Raw genomic sequence first — 18,439 nt, 5'->3', positions numbered from 1 at the left:
AAAGCCGAATAGTTGCCTTAGGTTGCATTTATTCCGCTCTTTACCCTTTTGAGTGTTGAGTCTGATGACCCGAACCCAATACGGCTCCAGCAGCAAACTCGCCGCCCGCGCAAACCTGCACAGCAAGTACACGATCACAGAAACACCCTGGTTCGACTGGGTGGCCGGTCAACTGCCCCTTGAGCCGGACCAGGCCATTCTCGACATCGGCTGCGGGCCCGGATGGTTCTGGGCATCTGTTCCGGAGTTTCTGCCGTCCGGTCTGGCCCTCACGCTTGCCAATCAATCCTCCGGCATGGTCGAAGAAGCCCTCGACAACTGCCAAAGCGCCCCGTTTGCAAAGATCGAAGGAAGAGCAGCGGAGGTCAGCGCCATGCCGTTTGAAGACGGCACGTTCGACGGGGTCCTCGCCATGCACATGCTGTATCACGCATCAGACCCGGCCAAGGCCATCGCGGAATGCCATCGAGTGCTCAAACCCGGCGGGTGGTTTGCCGCGACCACGAACGGGGCCGGGAACATCAAGGCGCTTTATGAGCTGGCGCGTTCAGTGGGCGGCAGTGGAACGGAACCCGTTGCAGCCGTGTTCGGCTTTGATCATGCACACCAGCTGATAACCCGGACCTTCGGCACCGTCAGGAACCACGTGCACGATGCACGGCTTCGCATCACCGACCCGGAAGACGTGTTTCTGGCGCTGACCTCCTTCCTGCCGGGCGAAACCGCCTCAGAACAGCAGCGCAAGATCTTCCGGACGGATCTGGAGACCGCGTTTGCGGAGAATGGTGGTGTTCTGGAGGTCGGGAAGCAAATGGGCCTGTTTCTCGGCCATAAACCTGTTTGACGCTTTTTGGCCGCTCCAACCGGCCAGTCCAACCGGCCGGTCCAAACCCCGTTCCTTCCACCTGCCTTGCGCTTTTGGTCCAAATTGTATACAACCGCGCACAATTACCGCCTTCAGCGCCAGTGATGGCGAAAAGCACCGGATCTGAAGGTAAATTCGGCCTGTTCTGTTCTGAAGGACAAAGTCCAGCCGGATTTATCGTACTGACATCGTTCTTTAAACCGAACGCGGTAGGCACACACTGCTCATTCAAAAACGAGGCGCGTGGCACACATGGCGAAAATCAAGGTCGACAATCCGGTCGTTGAACTCGACGGCGACGAGATGACCCGCATCATTTGGTCCTTCATCAAGGACAAGCTGATCCACCCCTATCTCGACATCGATCTCGACTATTATGATCTTGGCATGGAAGAGCGCGACCGGACCGACGATCAGGTGACGGTCGACGCCGCCAACGCGATCAAGAAACATGGTGTCGGCGTCAAATGCGCGACGATCACTCCGGACGAAGCGCGCGTCGAAGAGTTCGGCCTTAAAAGGATGTACCGGTCGCCAAACGGAACCATCCGAAACATTCTCGGCGGTGTGATCTTCCGCGAACCGATCATCATGTCCAATGTCCCACGGCTTGTGCCAGGCTGGACCCAGCCGATCATCGTTGGCCGTCATGCATTCGGCGACCAGTACCGGGCAACCGATTTCCGCTTTCCGGGCAAGGGCAAGCTGACCATCACCTTCACCGGTGAGGACGGCGAGGTCATCGAGCATGAGGTCTATGATGCGCCAGGCGCAGGCGTTGCCATGGCCATGTACAATCTCGACGATTCGATCCGCGATTTCGCCCGCGCCTCGTTGAACTATGCGCTCCAGCGCGGCGTGCCTTGCTACCTCTCGACCAAAAACACGATCCTCAAAGCCTATGACGGCCGCTTCAAGGATCTGTTCCAGGAGATCTATGAGGCAGAGTTCAAGGACGCCTATGAAGACAAGAAGATCTGGTACGAGCACCGCCTGATCGACGACATGGTGGCTTCCGCCCTAAAATGGTCGGGCGGCTATGTGTGGGCCTGCAAGAACTATGACGGCGACGTTCAGTCCGATACGGTGGCGCAAGGCTTCGGGTCCCTCGGCCTGATGACCTCCGTTCTGATGACGCCGGACGGCAAGACCGTGGAAGCGGAAGCGGCCCATGGCACGGTGACACGCCATTACCGCCAGCACCAAAAGGGTGAAAGCACCTCGACCAACTCCATCGCCTCGATCTTTGCCTGGACGCGCGGCCTTGCCCACCGCGCAAAGCTGGACGGCAATGACGAACTGGCAAAGTTCGCAAGCACACTGGAACAGGTTTGCATCGATACGGTCGAAAGCGGCTTCATGACCAAGGATCTGGCGCTGCTGGTCGGGCCGTATCAGAGCTGGCTGACCACCACAGGCTTTCTCGACAAGATCGACGAGAACCTGCAGAAAGCGATGGGATAGCTTCCTGCCGTTTCTGAGATTTCATTTTCAAGAAAGAGGGCGTCCGCACACAGCGCGCCCTTTTTCTGACAGCTGCGTCACAACACCCCGCGGGAAATACGGTATCCTTGAGGTGATCAAACCTTCAGGAGGTGTCAATGCGCTTGCTCCGCCCGTTCCCGGCCCTTTTGGCCCTGGTGTTTGCCTTCACATGGATGAGCCTTTCCAGCCCGGGCAGCGCGGCCCCCGCCTATGAACCGCCGCGCGGGTCCCAGGAACGCCGGGACATCCTCAACGCCCTCCGGCCTCTGGTCGAGGCCCGTCTCAATCCGCCGGTCGAGTTCGTGGTCAACTACATGCAGGTCTCAAGCGGCTGGGCGTTCTTGCATGTCTCCCCGCAGCGCCCGGGCGGCGCGCAGATCGACTTGCGGACGACCACCTTCTCTGAAGACGCGGACTACATGGACGGAGCAGAGACCTACGCGCTCCTGCGCTACCAGTATGACCGCTGGAACATCGTTGATTACGCCATCGGCCCGACAGACGTTTTCTGGCAAGGTGACCCGCTTTACCAGACCCTTCCGGCAGGCGTTGCCCCGCGCTAATAGTAGGGCACAATTATCTGCACCTTAAACAACCTTGACGGGTGCCACACGAAGGCACTAGACCAAAACGGAACGCTTTTGGGGGCCGGAATGACTGATCTTGTTTTCTATACAAATCCCATGTCTCGCGGGCGCGTGGTCCGCTGGATGCTGGAAGAAATCGGACAGCCCTACGAGACCAAAGTGATCTCCTATGGCCCAGAGATGAAGTCTGACGCGTACCGGGCGATCAATCCGCTGGGAAAGGTTCCGGCACTCGTCCACAGTGGCAAGGTCATTACAGAATGCGCGGCGATATGCGCCTATCTGGCCGACGCGTTTCCCGAAGCGGGATTGGCCCCGGCCCTGGATGCCCGCGCCGACTACTACCGGTGGCTGTTCTTTTCTTCCGGCCCCATGGAGACCTGCCTGGTCAACCGCTCCATGGGTTTCGAGGTATCGCCGGAACGCCAGCGTCAGGCCGGATATGGTGTTTACGAGGATATGCTCGATGTTGCCGAAATGGCGGTCAGCGGCAAGACCTACATTGCCGGCGGTTCGTTCTCTGCTGCCGATGTCTATTTCGGGATGAACCTAGAGTGGGCAATGCAATTTGGAACTGTCGAGCCACGTCCAGCCTTCAAAGCCTATGTCGCAAACCTGAATCAGAGACCGGCTTACAAACGAGCGACGGAGCTCGATGATTCCCTCATCCCGGCCGATGGCGCTCAACCTGCCTGAACAGTCCCGGTTCTCTGGCCGTCGTTTTGTCTGGCTGAATCGCCCTTATGCCGTTTTCGATTGCATCTTCGACACCAATTTCAGCATCAACCGGCGCGGCACCAGAGGCACGATCCAGTTCATTGCCAGGTTCAAACCCATTTCATTAATCGCAACGAGTTTGCCTTGCATCATGGCGTCGTAGCCGATCTTGGCAACGCTTGCGGCCGTGGCGCCTGACTTTGTAAGCTGAGTGCCCTCAAGATCAGCCACTTTAGCGAATTCGGTCTCAACATATCCCGGGGCAAGAACAGTAACCGTAATCCCCTTGGAACGCAGCTCTTCGTTGAGGGCTTGGGAATAGGAATTCACAAAGGCTTTGGTCGCGAAATACACTGCTTGTTTTGGACCCGGCATAAAACCGGCAGTCGAGCCGACGTTCAAGATCTTGCCGCCGCGGCGCTCTGCCATGTCTTTTGCAAACAGATGTGTCAGCGTGACCAATGCCATTACGTTCAGGTCGATCATCGCCTGCTCACTGGACAGATCGCGCTCGATATGATGGCCGCGCCCGCCAAACCCGGCATTGTTGATCAGGATGCCCACTTCGATGCCAGCCGACTTGACCTGATCATGAAGACTTTGGGCGGCTTCCGCAGACCCGATGTCTTGAGCGAACACATGCACAGAGACGCCATGGGCAGCCTCAAGTTCTAACTTCAGCGCGTCAAGCGGATCTTTACGCCGGGCTACAAGCACCAGGTCGCCCCCATTGGCGGCGTGATAGCGGGCGAGCTCCGTGCCGATGCCGGCGGATGCGCCGGTGATCAAGGCGGTGGCGGTCATGAAACTGTCCTTTTCTCCAAATGCAAGCGAACACCAATCAAGTAAACTCACCAGTTTACATTGGACAGGAAGTGTTGGCTCGACCGGCTGGTTTCAAGAGCCAACGCTTTTTTTCTTCGCAAGTTTTAGCAGGCTGATCGGATTGGCCCCAACCACGCCGCCCAAAGCGTTGAACGAAGCAAGCTGTATGGAGCCTTCACGGCTGATCAGCGGGCTTTTTGGAGGTAGGTTCGGCGAGAGGGTCTTTGCCCGGTGCGTCCGGCTCGAACAATCCTGGTTCCGCATCCGCATCCGCTGGAACGATATCCGCCTGTGCCAATTCTTCCTGGGCAAGATCACCGAGAACCTTCAGGTTTTCCGCTACACGGTTTTCCGCTTCGTTGAGGATTTTCTTCGTAAGTTCCGGGTTCCGGTCCATGAGCTTTTGCAGTGCTGCCGCTTCCAGAACCAAAAGCTCGCAGTCCTTGAACGCGCGGACGGTGGCGGTGCGCGGTTTTTGATGGATCAGTGCCAACTCACCGAAAAAGTCTCCGTCATCCAGGTAGATCGTTTGATGTTCGAGGCGGATTTCCGCCGCCCCTTCCGAGATGAAGTACATCTTATCGGCAACATTGCCTTTTTCCGCGATGATCGTGCCGGCACGCACCTTTTGAGCCTGGAGCAGTTTGGATACCTCGGCGATTTCTGACGCCGTCAAATCCTCAAACAGCGGCACCCGGGCGACCATGGACCAGGTCACCACAAAATCACGGCTGTGAATTTCGCGCGCAAACGCAGATGCAATGATGCCGACCGGGAGCGCGATCAAGCCATAGCCCAGCAACATTACAAACCCACCGATCGACTTGCCGAGGTTTGTGACCGGGACGACGTCTCCATAGCCCACCGTGGTGATGGTTGTGATGGCCCAGTACAGCGCATGCGGAATACTGCGGAACTTGTCCGGCTGGGCCGTGTTCTCGATCAGGTACATGACCGTCGCGGACAAGAGCACGATGCCGCAAATAATCACCGTTGACCCGATCAACGCGTGACGCTCCGAAGCGATTGCCGAGAATAGGGAGCGCAGTGCCGGCGAATAACGTGCAAGCTTCAAAAAGCGCAAGAGGCGCAACACGACAACAGCAGTGAAGGCTGTATTGGGCAGAAAAAGAACAAGCAGCAGCGGGAGTGCCGCCAAAAAGTCTATAATAGCGTCCGGGTGCAGCGAGTACCGCACTCTGGCCATGACAGGCCCGTAGCGGCGCAAGGGCGGGTGCAGGTCGGCCACGTAAAGCCGCAAGCAGTATTCGGCCAGGAACACAAACCCGGACATCAACTGAAACAGGTTGAGCAAATGGCCTTGACTGGCCTTGATCTCCGGAACCGTTTCCAAAATCGCAAAGACGATGTTCAAGACAATCAGGAAGACAAGAAAATGGCGAACGGAGCGTGCCGTGACGCGGTATCGGCCCGCATCCTCCAGGACGTCATAAAGATATCTTTTCACCGTCGTGTGTTCCACGGTTCCCTCTCAGCGCCAGGCCGCAAAAGGCTAAGGAATTCAGCATTATGATTAGCGTGTTCCCGCCCCTGATGTCCAATCGCCCAAGTTCGATGCTCTCTGCTTTGTGAACTCGCGGTAGGCTGAGGTGAATTGTCGCAGCCTATAGCTGCCCCATTTAAGACGTGTGGGCGCAACGCCCTTGCATCTACGGAGGACATGAAATGGTTTTCAAGACAGACGCCGTGCGCGGTGGTGAAACGACCAAACGTCATATCGTGTTGAAGATGCTGGTTGTCTCAACGGTGCTCGCGGCATGTGCGCTGGCGATTGTCGCCGGGATCAGCTAACGCAAAAAGGCGGGCAAATTGCTTTCGCTGCCCGCCTTTGAAGGGATTTTCAACCGCCCTAGAGAGCTGCCAGGTGGCTTTCTATCGCAGAAACTGCGGCGTCAGCCTTATTTCCGTCCGGTCCTCCAGCTTGCGCCATATCGGGTCGTCCGCCACCGCCCCGTCCACCGAGCGCCTCTGACCCAAGCCGAACCAGGTCAACAGCGCTGACCTTGCCGGTCAAGTCGCCGGTTACGGCGGTCACGATTGCAGCCTTTTGTTCTTCACCTACGCTGATCAGCACAACAATTCCGGACCCGAGCTGTTTCTTCGCGTCGTCCGCCATGCCCTTGAGGTCTTTCGGATTGATGCCCTCTACCACCCGGGCCATCAGCTTGAACGGGCCGACCTCTTTTACCGGGGCGCCGGCACCATCTGAACTCCCGCCGCCCATCGCCAGCTTCTTCTTGGCGTCCTGAAGTTCTTTTTCCAGCCTCCGCCGCTCATCGACCAGTTGCGCGACGCGCGCGAGCACATCATTTGCGCTCACCTTCAAGAGTCCGGCAACCTCACGAACGCGCTTGTCCTGCGTGTCCAGATAGGCCCTCGCTTCAGCCCCGGTCAGTGCTTCGATCCGGCGCACACCGGCGGCAACCGCGCTTTCATTCACCAGAGTCACCAGGCCGATATCGCCGGTCCGGCGCACATGGGTGCCGCCGCACAGCTCCAGAGAATACGGTTTTCCTTCCTTGGCGCCATGAAGCGCGGTGCCCATGGAAACGACTCGCACTTCCTCGCCGTATTTTTCGCCGAACAGCGCCATTGCCCCGGCTTCAATGGCATCGTCGACCGCCATCAACCGGGTATCGACCGGCGCGTTCTGCAAGACAATTTCATTTGCATAGGTTTCAACGGTTGCCAGCTCTTCATCCGACATGGGTTTTGGGTGCGAGAAGTCGAACCGGAGGCGTTCGGGCGAAACCAGCGAGCCTTTCTGAGCCACATGGGTTCCCAGCACTTCGCGCAGTGCCTCATGAACCAGGTGGGTCGCCGAGTGGTTGGACCGGATCGCCCCGCGCCGGGTTTGGTCAACGGTCAGTTCCAGCGCCAGATCCCGCGTCACCGTGCCTTCTTCCACCAAGACACTGTGGACGAACAGACCGTCAGCCTTCTTTTGGGTATCGGTAACCCGGATTTTCACACCCGGTGCGCTCATCGTGCCTGTGTCGCCAACCTGACCACCGGATTCACCATAAAACGGTGTCTGGTTGAGGATCACAAAGCCTGATTTGCCAGCCTCGAGGGCATCGACTTCTTTGTCTTCGGCGACAAGACCCGTCACAACGCCTTCCGCGTTTTCAGTCTCGTATCCGAGAAAGTCCGTGGCTCCGGTTTTTTCCTTGAGCGCAAACCAAACCGCCTCGGTCGCCGCACCGCCCGATCCGGACCAGGCAGCGCGCGCTTCGGCTTTCTGGCGTTCCATTGCAGTCGCAAACCCGTCCGTATCGACGGCAATGCCCCGGGCGCGCAACGCATCCTGGGTCAGGTCCAGCGGGAAGCCGTAAGTGTCGTACAGCTTGAAAGCGGTTTCGCCATCGAGCTCACCGCCTTCGGACAGGTTTTCGGTGGCGCTGTCCAACAGACCGAGCCCGCGTTCCAGAGTTTTGCGGAAACGGGTTTCTTCGAGCTTTAGCGTCTCACTGATCAGGGCTTCCGCCCGGCCAAGCTCGGGATACGCGCGGCCCATCTCCCGGATAAGAGCCGGCACAAGTTTATGCATCAGCGGCTCGTGTGCGCCCAGCAAGTGGGCATGGCGCATGCCGCGCCGCATGATCCGGCGCAGCACATAACCGCGGCCTTCATTCGACGGGAGCACGCCGTCTGCGATCAAAAAACTGGTCGAGCGCAGATGATCGGCAATCACCCGGTGGCTGTTGAGCGCCGCCCCCTCCGCATCAACGCCGGTTGCATTCACCGAAGCGGCGATCAGCGCGCGGAACAAATCAATGTCGTAGTTGTCATGAACGCCCTGCATAACGGCGGCGATGCGCTCGATCCCCATTCCGGTATCGATTGACGGGCGCGGCAGATCCAGGCGCGCCTCGGGTGTTTGCTCATACTGCATGAAGACGAGATTCCAGATCTCGATGAACCGGTCCCCGTCTTCGTCGGCAGATCCTGGAGGACCGCCCCAGATGTGGTCACCGTGGTCGTAAAAGATCTCCGAACACGGACCACACGGTCCGGTATCTCCCATCGTCCAAAAGTTGTCGGAGGTCGGTATCTTAATGATCTTGTCGTCGCTGAGACCGGCGATTTTTTTCCAAAGCCCAAACGCCTCATCGTCTTCGGAGTAAACGGTCACAAGGAGTTTGTCCTTCGGCAGACCGAATTCCTTCGTAATCAGGGTCCAGGCAAGCTCTATCGCGCGGTCCTTGAAATAGTCTCCGAAGGAAAAATTGCCGAGCATCTCAAAAAATGTGTGGTGGCGCGCGGTGTAGCCAACATTGTCCAAATCGTTGTGCTTGCCGCCGGCGCGGACGACCTTCTGAGCTGTCGCGGCCCGGCTGTAGTCGCGCTTTTCAAGGCCGGTAAAGACATTCTTGAACTGGTTCATCCCTGCATTGGCGAACATCAATGTTGGGTCGTTGCGCGGGACGAGCGGACCGGACTCGACGATTTCGTGGCCGTTCTTCTTGAAATAATCCAAAAAGGAAGATCGGATTTCATTTACACCGGTCATTCGGATCTCGCTCTGCCTGTCAGCCGGGCAAAGGGCTGACGATTGTCTTGTCCAGTCGCTATGGGCTGGGCCCGCCCAGCGCCGAGCAAGCCTTTTATCTTTCACCCGCACGGCTGTCCAGACGAACGGATATGACCAGACCACGGTTCCGCCGCACTTTGGGTTGCGTCAAATGAAAAACGCCCCCGCCGGAAACCGGCCAGGGGCGCCATGTAAAGTACATCTCGACGCTAAACAGCTACTCAGCGTCATCCTCACCGCCGGACGGATCAATAATCGCCTCGGCGATCAGCCCGGCGTTTTGGCGGATCGCAAGTTCGATTTCATCGGCAATCTCAGGATTCTCGCGCAAGAACGTTTTGGCGTTTTCCCGCCCCTGACCAAGGCGCTGACTGTTATAGGAGAACCAGGCGCCCGACTTTTCGACAATGCCGCCTTTTACGCCAAGGTCGATCAACTCGCCCATCTTGGAGACGCCCTCCCCGTATACGATGTCAAACTCCACCTGGCGGAAGGGAGGCGCCAGCTTGTTCTTGACTACTTTCACGCGCGTCTGATTGCCAACAACCTCGTCGCGGTCTTTGATGGCGCCGATGCGGCGAATATCAAGCCGGACAGAAGCGTAAAACTTGAGCGCATTGCCGCCCGTCGTGGTTTCCGGCGACCCGAACATCACACCGATCTTCATACGGATCTGGTTGATGAAGATCACCATGCAATTCGATTTTGAAATCGACGCGGTCAGCTTGCGCAGCGCCTGGCTCATCAAACGGGCCTGCATACCCGGCAGGCTATCGCCCATTTCCCCTTCGAGTTCGGCTTTCGGCGTCAAGGCCGCAACCGAGTCAATGACCAGGACATCGATAGCGCCGGAACGCACGAGCGTATCGGCAATTTCCAGCGCCTGTTCGCCCGCGTCGGGCTGCGAAATCAAAAGATCGTCGATATTGACGCCGAGCTTTCTGGCGTAAAGCGGGTCAAGCGCATGTTCCGCATCGATAAATGCGCAAATACCACCGGTTTTTTGCGCTTCTGCCACCGCATGCAAAGCAAGGGTCGTCTTGCCTGACGATTCAGGGCCATAGACCTCAATGATCCGGCCGCGTGGCAAACCGCCGATTCCGAGTGCAATGTCCAGCCCGAGAGACCCGGTTGAAATTGCCTGCACCTCGACGGCCTGGCCCTGCCCCATCCGCATGATGGAACCTTTGCCGAAAGACCGTTCGATTTGCGAGAGCGCTGCATCCAGCGCCTTTGTCTTGTCCATCTGGCTGCTTTCTACGAGACGAAGTGAGTTTTGAGACATGGATCCCGCTCCTTATTCCATGATGGACGCGCTGTTTCAATTGAACGCTTTGTACATGATATGTTCTCTTTTTTCAATGCAATTTAACCACATGTTTTTTCTGAATAATTTCAATATGTTCTTCTATTGTTCCAAACTGACGAACCCATTTCTGACCATGGGGAATAAATTATCGAGAATAGGCAAACACGAGAATCATCGCCGAAGTTGAAAAATCGGGGGCACCCTGCTACGGGCCAATCTTCTCAAGGCTGAGGAGACCCGTACTTGACACCCCAAGAGATCCCGACTGCCAACGCTGCTCATCCCGCCATCGCATGCTTTGGCGCTGTGCATATGGACACGATCACCCATGCAAGGCGGCCAATCCAGGCCGATACATCGACACCCGCAACGATGAGCGACACGCCCGGTGGGGTTGCCACAAATGTTGCGCGAGCCCTCGCCCGTCTGGATGTCAATGTTCAGCTCTTTGGAACTTGCGGAGACGATCCGGCCGGCCAGTCCCTGAAGATCTTGCTTCAAGACGACGGCGTCCGAACACTACTGACGCAGCGGCCGGGCATGACAACCGGCCGGTACATTGCTTTTCACAATCCAGATGGCGGACTGATATCAGCCTGCGTCGACGACCTTATCCTTGAGACAGCGCCCGCTCACCTGTTCGATGAAGCCATGCAGACCGCAGCCGGCCTGGCTACTGCAGCGTGGTGGTTTGCGGACGCGAACCTGCCAGCCGCCCTGCTCGAAAGGCTTTCGCAGATGTGCCCAGCCGGAAAACTCGCGGTTGACGGCGTATCGCAAGCCAAGGCCGGCCGCCTTGTTCCGATCCTGGATCGGATCGGCATCTTGTTCTTGAACGTCGCAGAAGCCCGCGCGGTTCTGGCGGCTGCGACCAAGTCTGATTTTCATGATGTCGATCGATGTGATCGGAAAGAACTGGCGGCCCGTCTTTTACAACTCGGACCCGATACCGTTTTGATCACCGACGGCGCTTCGGGCGTCTATTGGACCACCACCAAGCAAGAAGCTAATCTTCCGGCGGAACCAGCGAAAATCGTCGACACAACGGGAGCCGGAGATGCGTTAATCGCAGGGACACTTGCCGGGCTCGCTCATGGCGCCCAGTTTGCAGATGCGGCTGTGATGGGAATCGGGGCTGCCCGGCAAACGCTGGCGAGCGCCGGTGCGGTGGCTCCAACCTTGTCTCTGTCCAGCCTGAAATGACGGACAATTGACCGCAGTGTTATAATTTGGAAACCATACGGGCCTACGGTACTGTTCAGCCTGATCACATGGTGACACGTTAAGGAGCGGCCACTGTTTTCTGTCTGTCTTCATAAGTCAGCAGCTCTAAGCGCCGGCGCAGTCGTCCTGCTTTGCTGCCTGGCGTCGGCGACCTTGGCGAATCCGGCACAAGCCTCCTCGCAAACTTCGGAAGCCGCGTCATCTGCCTCCAGCTCTGGCAGCAGCGCTTCTGAACCCAACCGGCTCCACGGTCTTCTCCAACAGGTTCCCTCTGAAAAGCGCTGGAATCTCCTGTTTTTTGGAGGGAGATTGAGTTCGGAAGCTTTGGGCGATGTCCTGTTGTTTAATCAAGCCTATGAAGATGCTGCTTTTCTCGGCGGTGCAGTCGGTTATGAGCTCTACCGCAACAGCCTGTTTTCTGTGGAGCTTGAGGCGGGTACCGGCGCTCTGATCGGTGACAGCAACGGCCCCCAGGTTTGGGGCGCGCTCTACGGCAGATGGAACAGCTTTCCTTGGAACGACACTGTAAAAACATCGATCGCGCTGAGCACCGGTGTCAATTACACATTCAAACGCATGCAGTTTGAGGTGGACAACGCCGCACCGGACCAAAACCGGAAGCTGCTGCATTATTTTTCACCTGAAGTGACATTTGCGCTGCCCGATCATCCGGATACCGAGCTGGTCTTCCGGGTTCATCATCGGTCCGCGGTATTCGGTCTTTTCAATTGCTCCCGGTGTGGCTCGGACACACCTACCGTCGGATTGCGGCATCGGTTTTAGCACGGAACAAGAAGAGGTCTGCAACACCTAGCGCTGAGCGAGGCACTAGGATATGAGCGCACGGGATTGAACACTGACAACCCCGAAAGACCGGAAACGCGCTCGTGACCCTCAATGCCCTCATTTCCCCGACCGACGAAGTTCAAACCGCATTGACCTCCGGCAAGCCCGTTGTTGCTCTTGAATCCACAATCATCACGCATGGCATGCCGTTTCCGAAAAACATAGAAACGGCCCGGCAGGTCGAAGCCGACATCCGCGCAGAAGGTGCTGTTCCGGCGACAATCGCCGTGCTTGACGGCCGTATTCGTGTCGGCTTGACCGACGAGGACCTCGACCGTCTGGCGCAAGCCGAAGACGTTATGAAATGCTCCCGCGCCGATCTGGCCTTTGCAGTTGCGACAGGCCGCCCGGGCGCAACAACCGTAGCCGCCACGATGATGGCTGCTCATGCTGCCGGAATATCCGTTTTTGCCACCGGCGGGATCGGCGGCGTTCATCAGGGCGCGGAAGAGACATTCGACATTTCCGCTGACCTGGATGAGCTTGGGCGCACACCGGTCTGCGTCGTCTCCGCAGGCGCCAAAGCCCTGCTCGACATTCCAAAGACGCTTGAAGTCCTGGAGACCAAAGGCGTTCCCGTGATTTCTTATGGTGTTGATGAATTGCCGGCATTCTGGTCGCGGGAAAGCGGCATTGCAGCTCCATACCGCCTCAATACGCCGGCGGAAATCGCCTCCGTCATCATGACCCGCAGTGTGTTTGCCGACCATGGCGGCGTTTTGATTGCAAACCCGGTTCCAGAGGAAAATCAAATCGCCCGGGACGAAATGACTGGATACATTGACGCTGCAAATGCCAAGGCCGCTATGGAGAATGTTCGCGGTAAGGAGGTGACGCCGTTTGTTCTGTCCAAAATCCTTGAACTGACGGACGGGCGCAGCCTCGACACCAATATTGCGCTGGTGCGAAACAATGCCCGACTCGCAGCAAGAATTGCTGGCGAACTTGCGCTCGGTGCGTAGATCAGGTTCTCATAAAAGCGACCTATCTAATTGGGAATTGTCAGCGGCAATGAGCAGCGACGACGATGCGAAGGACCTGGCGACGGAACACATGGTCGACTACGACCGCCATTCCCACATGCAGAGCAACCTCGTTCGCAGCCGGAAAGAATGGTTGAAGTTTGCTGTTTCCAAGACCGGGCTACAGTCGCCGGAGTTCCGGCTACTCGATCTGGGGTGTGGCCCCGGGCATACTGCAATCGAAGCTGTAAAACCTTCTATTGAGGCATACAGGCAATTGTCTCCCGATGGCACGATCGCCGTATGCCACGGGGACCAGCCACACAATGACTGGAACGCGCTTTTCGCGTTGATTGGCGGTAAGTCCGGGTATTTGATCGACAAGAACATCCGGACAGAAGCATCGGTTGGAAGCTTTTACGACGTCATGGCGTCGCCGGGCTCAGTCTCGATCGCGACCTGCTTTGTGGCGAGCCATTGGCTTAGCCGCGCCATGCTCATCACCTCTCCTGGAACCGTTTGGTATGCCGATCTGACTGGGGATGCGCGTTCGGCATTCATGCAGCTTGCGCAGTCCGACTGGACACGTTTTCTGCGCAGCCGGGCAATTGAACTTACCTCCGGCGGCTGTGTGATTGTCTCGACACTTGCAAGTATTCCTGACCCTAACGAGACGAATGGCATCCGGGGGTCTGCCCGTCATCTTTATCGAGCCATTCACAAGGTGGCAGCGGGCATGGTTGACGATGGGCTGCTGAGCAAGGAAGCGCTGGATCGCTTCATCTTTCCCTTGTGGTTTCCGACTGTCGATGACGTTCTGAACCCAATCCTTGAAAACGACGACCTGGCAGCGGCATTCGACGTCCTAGAAGCATCTGTTGAAGATGCTGCGGTGAACCCGCAGGATGCTTACGGTGATTATCTGGCTCAGCCGGATGAATACGCCGAACTTTATGCCGGCTATGTGCGTGGCTTTGGGGAGTCGAGCCTTCGCCTTCATCTGTTTGACCGCTGCGCAGCGACACAAGAAGAATCTGACCGACTTACACATGCATTCTTTGAACGTTTTGAAGCGCTTTACCGAAAGGAACCGGGCCGCTACGCCTCGGAAACGCTTACTCTCACACTGGTCCTGCAACGCCGCTGACACAAATGAAGGCCGTCGACTGTCGCAAGGCGGTAACAGATGCATGCTTAAGGCCTTAGTGAGGCCTTAAGTCGTTGACACCAAGAGGCTGGACTGTCCTATGTTGAAACGTCGCGCCATGGACGAGAAACAACGTCCAGCCGCGGCCAGCAGAATTCTGCGAACCAGTTGGAGGTGTTCGTGATGGTAGATGCATCTGTTCCGCAAACCGGTGAAGCAGCGCCGGCAAGTTCGGCAAGCCTGTCGCCGCTGCAATATCTCGACCGGGCTCTCGGCAAACTGCGCGACATCGGCATCACGCCCGAAACCGAGGCAGATGCGCCGATCAATGCGCTTCTCGAACAGATCTCCGACCTGTCTCCCGACAAGGTTCTGGTGATCACCCGCACTTTGGGTCAAGCCTCGCAGTTCAATGAGGTTGTCCGTTCCCAGGTCCAGCAGATGGATATCGGTGAGCGGTACGAAGCGATCACAGAGTCTTTCAACTCCATTCGCGACGATGCGAAGTCTCTTGTGGACCAGTTGGCCGACGGCAAGATCTCGCTGATGGAAAACCTGTCAAACAAGTGGCGCGACTTCCGGCGCGGTACGATTTCCGACCGGTTCGACGACATCCGCAACACCTACAAGGATGTTGCAAAGGCGACCAAAGACCAAATCGAGCGCGAACAGACCATTTTGGAGGCCTATCGGGATTTCCGTGGAGCCCTGAAGCAGGCCGAAGTGACGGCGCTGGAATTGCTAAAAACTGCAACGGACAAGCTCAATGCGGCCAAGACTGCGCTTGAGAACGCATCCAACGAAGTAACTTCTTTTGCCGGTGACGATGCCGCTGCCAAGGCCCGGCTAGAACTTGCGCGTGACGAGCGGTTGCGCGAAATGCAAGATGAGGAAAAGCGCTACCAAATCGCCAAGGATCTCTCCGACAACTTGACAATCGGGTACAACACCTCCGAGATCATCATGGCGCGACTGATGCAGACCACCAACGCCAAAGAGCGGGTCTACGCCCAGTCTGTCAGCTTCTTTTCGACAAACGAGTCAGTGCTGACCGCATTAAATGCGTCGTTCACAGGTCTGCAGGGTCTTCACGAGTCGACCGAAACGCTCAACGCCATGAAAGACGGTGTGAACAAGAGCCTCGAGACGCTCGCTGAAATTGGCGATGCAGTCCAAAAAGAAGCCTTAAAGGCCGGTTACGGACCTACTGTTCAGGCTGCTTCGGTCAAAAAGCTGGTGGACTCGGTGGTCAACTTCCAGGTTCAGTCCCGCGAAATCATCAATGAGATGCGCGAGATGTCGACCAAGAACTCCGAGGAAATCCGGACCGCAGTGGAGGACGGAAAGCGCCGTCTTGCAAAGCTTGCGGCCGAAGGGAATGCGCTGAGAAGCTAAAGAACAAAGCTGTCACGCCGCTCCCGGCCGTGGCAGCTTCGAAACAGGAAGTCGCTGGATGGCGGAAAAAGCGGACGCTCCGCTCGACGATCTGATGATGGCGATGGATGTGGTGGATACGCTCCGCCACGACGAGGCGCTGGTCGAAAAGGAATTGGGCGTCGAGGACCGGGACGCCCGGATGATCGAACGTTTGCGGCAGGTTTATGCCGCTCAAGGCATTGATGTGCCAGACCACATCCTGAAACAGGGTGTCGAAGGGCTTAAAGAAGACCGCTTTACCTACACACCGCCGAAAAAGGGCATTTCCATTCTTCTTGCCAAAGCCTACGTCACACGGATGGCGTGGTCGAAATGGCTCGGCGCTGCCCTTGTCGCGGTTATCGTTGCTGTAGGAGCATGGGAGTTCCTGGTGGTTCAGCCCCGGGAACGTGCAGCGATCGCCCTCCAGCAAGAACTTCAAGAAACAATCCCTGCCGAAATCAGCGCTCTGAAAACACGGATCGCGGACCTGACAGCCCTTCCCGAGGCCCTGTCACAGGCGGACAGGCTTGCCGATAACGGTCTGACGTTTGCCAGTGCTGGAAACGCAGAATCGGCCCGCAAGGCGCTCAGCGATCTGCGGGCACTTGCCGCCAACTTGGCGGCCGTGTTCGAGGTACGCATTGTGTCCCGCCCCGGTACACCGACAGGTGTCACGCGCATACCGGAGGTCAATCCCAATGCGCAAAACTACTATATCGTGGTGGAGGCAGTTGCACCGGACGGCAGTGTTGTGCCGCGTAAGATTGTGTCAGAGGAAAACGCGGAGGCCCGTGAGGTGACCATCTGGGGCCAGCGCGTGCCGCAAGGAACGTTTGAATCAGTGCGGCGCGACAAGGAGGAGGACGGTATCGTTCAAGACGCGGTGCTTGGAGAAAAAGCCCGCGGCGACCTTGAAATCGACTGGTCGATGCCTGTCGAGGAAGGAGCCATTACACAATGGTGAGGTGCGAAACCAGGCAAGGTGGTGTTATCCGCGACGCAAATTGTGAGGCCTCGCCATGCTGACCGGTCGCCAAACTCTCGGATCGATTGAGCATGCGCTTGCCGACCTGCGCCGCGAAGAGGCCGATCTTGGCAACCGGATCGAGCGGGCAACGCGATCCGTCACTGACCTGCAGCAGCGCCAGGGCGAAGCATATCGGGACCTGGCCAGATTCCGGCTTGAAAACCACGCAGCTGAAACACTTAGCACGCGGCTGGACACTGCAGCGCGAGAGGCGGCCCGCCTGCTGGAAAAGCGCACCGCGGACCACAAGGTGCTGTCGGAGGACCTGCGGAAAAAAGAAAAACAACGGTCGGAGTTGCAGGCCCAGCGCGATACGCTTGCCAAGGAGCAAGAGGCTGCAGAAGCCCGCATGGACAGCCTGATGGAAACGGTTGACGCGGAACTCGAAACCGACACCCTGTTTCTGGAACAGAAGCAGCGCGCGGAACAAGCGGCGGAAACCGCAGAAGCCGCTGCCAAGAAAGCTGCAACGTCGCAACAAGACCGCCGCCTCAAGGGAAAGGCGTATGAAGACGACCAGCTGTTCATGTATTTGTGGCAGCGGGGCTTCGGAACACCAGACTATGACAAGCGGGGCCTGGTTCGTGCGCTGGATGGTTGGGTTGCGAAGCTGATTCGATTTCACGATGCCCGCGCCAATTATGCGATGCTGACGTCGATTCCCGAGCGGATGGAAAAACACGCTCACCGCTGCGCCGATATTGCTGCCGAAGAAGAGTTCAAGCTTGCCGAACTGAGCCGGGCCGCCATGACGCGCACGGCCGGCGAAGACATTTCAGCGAAAATCGATCACCTGACCGACCAGCTGCTATCAGTCGACGGCGAGCTGGCTGCCTTGGACAGCAGCATCGATACCCTGAACGACGCTCTCCGGGAATTTTCAACCGGATCCGATACCGGCTACCTAAAAGCCGAGGAAAAGCTCTCCAAGTCCTTGAAAGACGATGATTTGGACGAATTGTGGCGGCAGGCGCTCGCGACCCCTTCGCCGGAAGACGAGAAAATTGTCCGCAGGATTGAAGACCTTGGCGAACGCATCGAAGAATTTTCCCGCGAGATACGGCAGGATCGGGAGCTGCAAAGGGATATTTCGCGGCGCCGTGGGGAACTGGCTGACGTTGCAAAACGTTTCCGCAGCAAAGGATATGACAGTTGGGAAACGACATTTTCTGACGACAGCCTGACAACCGTTCTCTTGGGAGAGCTTGTTAAAGGTGCGATTACCGGCGCGGACTATTGGGCCAGGGCTGAACGCGCGTACCGCCGCCGCCGTCCGCGCGGCGGCAGGGTCGGGTTTCCCCGGGGCGCGGGGCTGCCAAAATCCATGGGGGGCGGCTTCAGCGGCCGCGGCATGGGCGGATCCAGATCCTCTGGTCGCTTCGGATCCGGCGGCTTTGGCGGCGGCGGGTTCAAATCCGGAGGCGGCTTCGGCGGTGGCGGGTTCAAAACCGGCGACACATTTTAGAGCAGC

The 18,439-nt window shown here is 57.5% G+C and carries 16 protein-coding genes; 12 read left to right on the top strand and 4 right to left on the bottom strand.

What is annotated here, in order from left to right:
• Positions 1–64 precede the first annotated feature (64 nt).
• From JM93_RS06855 to JM93_RS06840, 4 genes are all read left to right on the top strand, one after another.
• On the top strand, positions 65–844 hold the full coding sequence (locus JM93_RS06855; protein WP_145341591.1) for a class I SAM-dependent methyltransferase: 780 nt from the start codon (positions 65–67) through the stop codon (positions 842–844).
• Positions 845–1,117: 273 nt separating this feature from the next.
• Positions 1,118–2,329, top strand: coding sequence for an NADP-dependent isocitrate dehydrogenase (locus tag JM93_RS06850; RefSeq protein WP_145341589.1), 1,212 nt, complete (start codon positions 1,118–1,120; stop codon positions 2,327–2,329).
• Positions 2,330–2,466: 137 nt separating this feature from the next.
• Positions 2,467–2,913: a hypothetical protein gene (locus JM93_RS06845; protein WP_208994980.1), complete on the top strand. Its 447-nt coding sequence runs from the start codon at positions 2,467–2,469 to the stop codon at positions 2,911–2,913.
• 90 nt (positions 2,914–3,003) lie between these two features.
• Positions 3,004–3,633 carry a glutathione S-transferase family protein gene (locus JM93_RS06840; protein WP_145341587.1) on the top strand — a complete coding sequence of 210 codons (630 nt, stop codon included), beginning with the start codon at positions 3,004–3,006 and terminating at the stop codon, positions 3,631–3,633.
• 45 nt (positions 3,634–3,678) lie between these two features.
• On the opposite strand, the gene JM93_RS06835 is transcribed toward JM93_RS06840, so the two are convergent.
• Complete coding sequence (locus JM93_RS06835) at positions 3,679–4,458, bottom strand: SDR family NAD(P)-dependent oxidoreductase (RefSeq protein WP_145341585.1); 780 nt, start codon at positions 4,456–4,458, stop codon at positions 3,679–3,681.
• A 196-nt stretch (positions 4,459–4,654) separates the two neighbouring features.
• Positions 4,655–5,962 carry a cyclic nucleotide-gated ion channel gene (locus tag JM93_RS06830; RefSeq protein ID WP_208994979.1) on the bottom strand — a complete coding sequence of 436 codons (1,308 nt, stop codon included), beginning with the start codon at positions 5,960–5,962 and terminating at the stop codon, positions 4,655–4,657.
• 203 nt (positions 5,963–6,165) lie between these two features.
• Here JM93_RS06830 and JM93_RS22250 point away from each other — a divergent pair, with 203 nt between their 5' ends.
• The gene (locus JM93_RS22250; protein ID WP_280114410.1) at positions 6,166–6,291 is read left to right on the top strand and encodes a hypothetical protein; all 126 of its coding nucleotides are present in this window, start codon (positions 6,166–6,168) and stop codon (positions 6,289–6,291) included.
• 58 nt (positions 6,292–6,349) lie between these two features.
• On the opposite strand, the gene alaS is transcribed toward JM93_RS22250, so the two are convergent.
• Both alaS and recA read right to left on the bottom strand, forming a co-directional pair.
• Positions 6,350–9,013, bottom strand: a complete 2,664-nt coding sequence (gene alaS, locus JM93_RS06825; protein WP_145341583.1) for an alanine--tRNA ligase — start codon at positions 9,011–9,013, stop codon at positions 6,350–6,352.
• Positions 9,014–9,251: 238 nt separating this feature from the next.
• On the bottom strand, positions 9,252–10,319 hold the full coding sequence (recA, locus tag JM93_RS06820; protein WP_145341581.1) for a recombinase RecA: 1,068 nt from the start codon (positions 10,317–10,319) through the stop codon (positions 9,252–9,254).
• A 267-nt stretch (positions 10,320–10,586) separates the two neighbouring features.
• Here recA and JM93_RS06815 point away from each other — a divergent pair, with 267 nt between their 5' ends.
• The 7 genes from JM93_RS06815 (at position 10,587) to JM93_RS06785 (ending at position 18,433) form a co-directional block, all read left to right on the top strand.
• Entirely contained in the window at positions 10,587–11,546 is a 960-nt protein-coding gene (locus tag JM93_RS06815; RefSeq protein WP_145341579.1) for a PfkB family carbohydrate kinase, read from the top strand.
• 330 nt (positions 11,547–11,876) lie between these two features.
• A complete protein-coding gene (locus JM93_RS06810; RefSeq protein ID WP_145341577.1) occupies positions 11,877–12,350 on the top strand; it encodes a hypothetical protein in 474 nt (157 codons plus the stop codon).
• A gap of 104 nt (positions 12,351–12,454) precedes the next feature.
• Positions 12,455–13,375, top strand: coding sequence for a pseudouridine-5'-phosphate glycosidase (locus JM93_RS06805; protein ID WP_145341575.1), 921 nt, complete (start codon positions 12,455–12,457; stop codon positions 13,373–13,375).
• A 49-nt stretch (positions 13,376–13,424) separates the two neighbouring features.
• Complete coding sequence (locus JM93_RS06800; RefSeq protein WP_170230558.1) at positions 13,425–14,522, top strand: class I SAM-dependent methyltransferase; 1,098 nt, start codon at positions 13,425–13,427, stop codon at positions 14,520–14,522.
• A gap of 183 nt (positions 14,523–14,705) precedes the next feature.
• Positions 14,706–15,917, top strand: coding sequence for a cell surface protein (locus tag JM93_RS06795; protein ID WP_145341892.1), 1,212 nt, complete (start codon positions 14,706–14,708; stop codon positions 15,915–15,917).
• A 58-nt stretch (positions 15,918–15,975) separates the two neighbouring features.
• Complete coding sequence (locus JM93_RS06790; RefSeq protein WP_145341571.1) at positions 15,976–16,905, top strand: DUF6384 family protein; 930 nt, start codon at positions 15,976–15,978, stop codon at positions 16,903–16,905.
• Between the two features lie 55 nt (positions 16,906–16,960).
• The gene (locus JM93_RS06785; protein ID WP_145341569.1) at positions 16,961–18,433 is read left to right on the top strand and encodes a hypothetical protein; all 1,473 of its coding nucleotides are present in this window, start codon (positions 16,961–16,963) and stop codon (positions 18,431–18,433) included.
• The last annotated feature ends 6 nt before the right edge of the window (positions 18,434–18,439 follow it).

The organism is Roseibium hamelinense (assembly GCF_007830545.1).
Taxonomy (GTDB): domain Bacteria; phylum Pseudomonadota; class Alphaproteobacteria; order Rhizobiales; family Stappiaceae; genus Roseibium; species Roseibium hamelinense.
The sequence above is the reverse complement of the archived record's forward strand: the minus strand, read 5'-3'. Positions and strand labels throughout refer to the sequence as shown.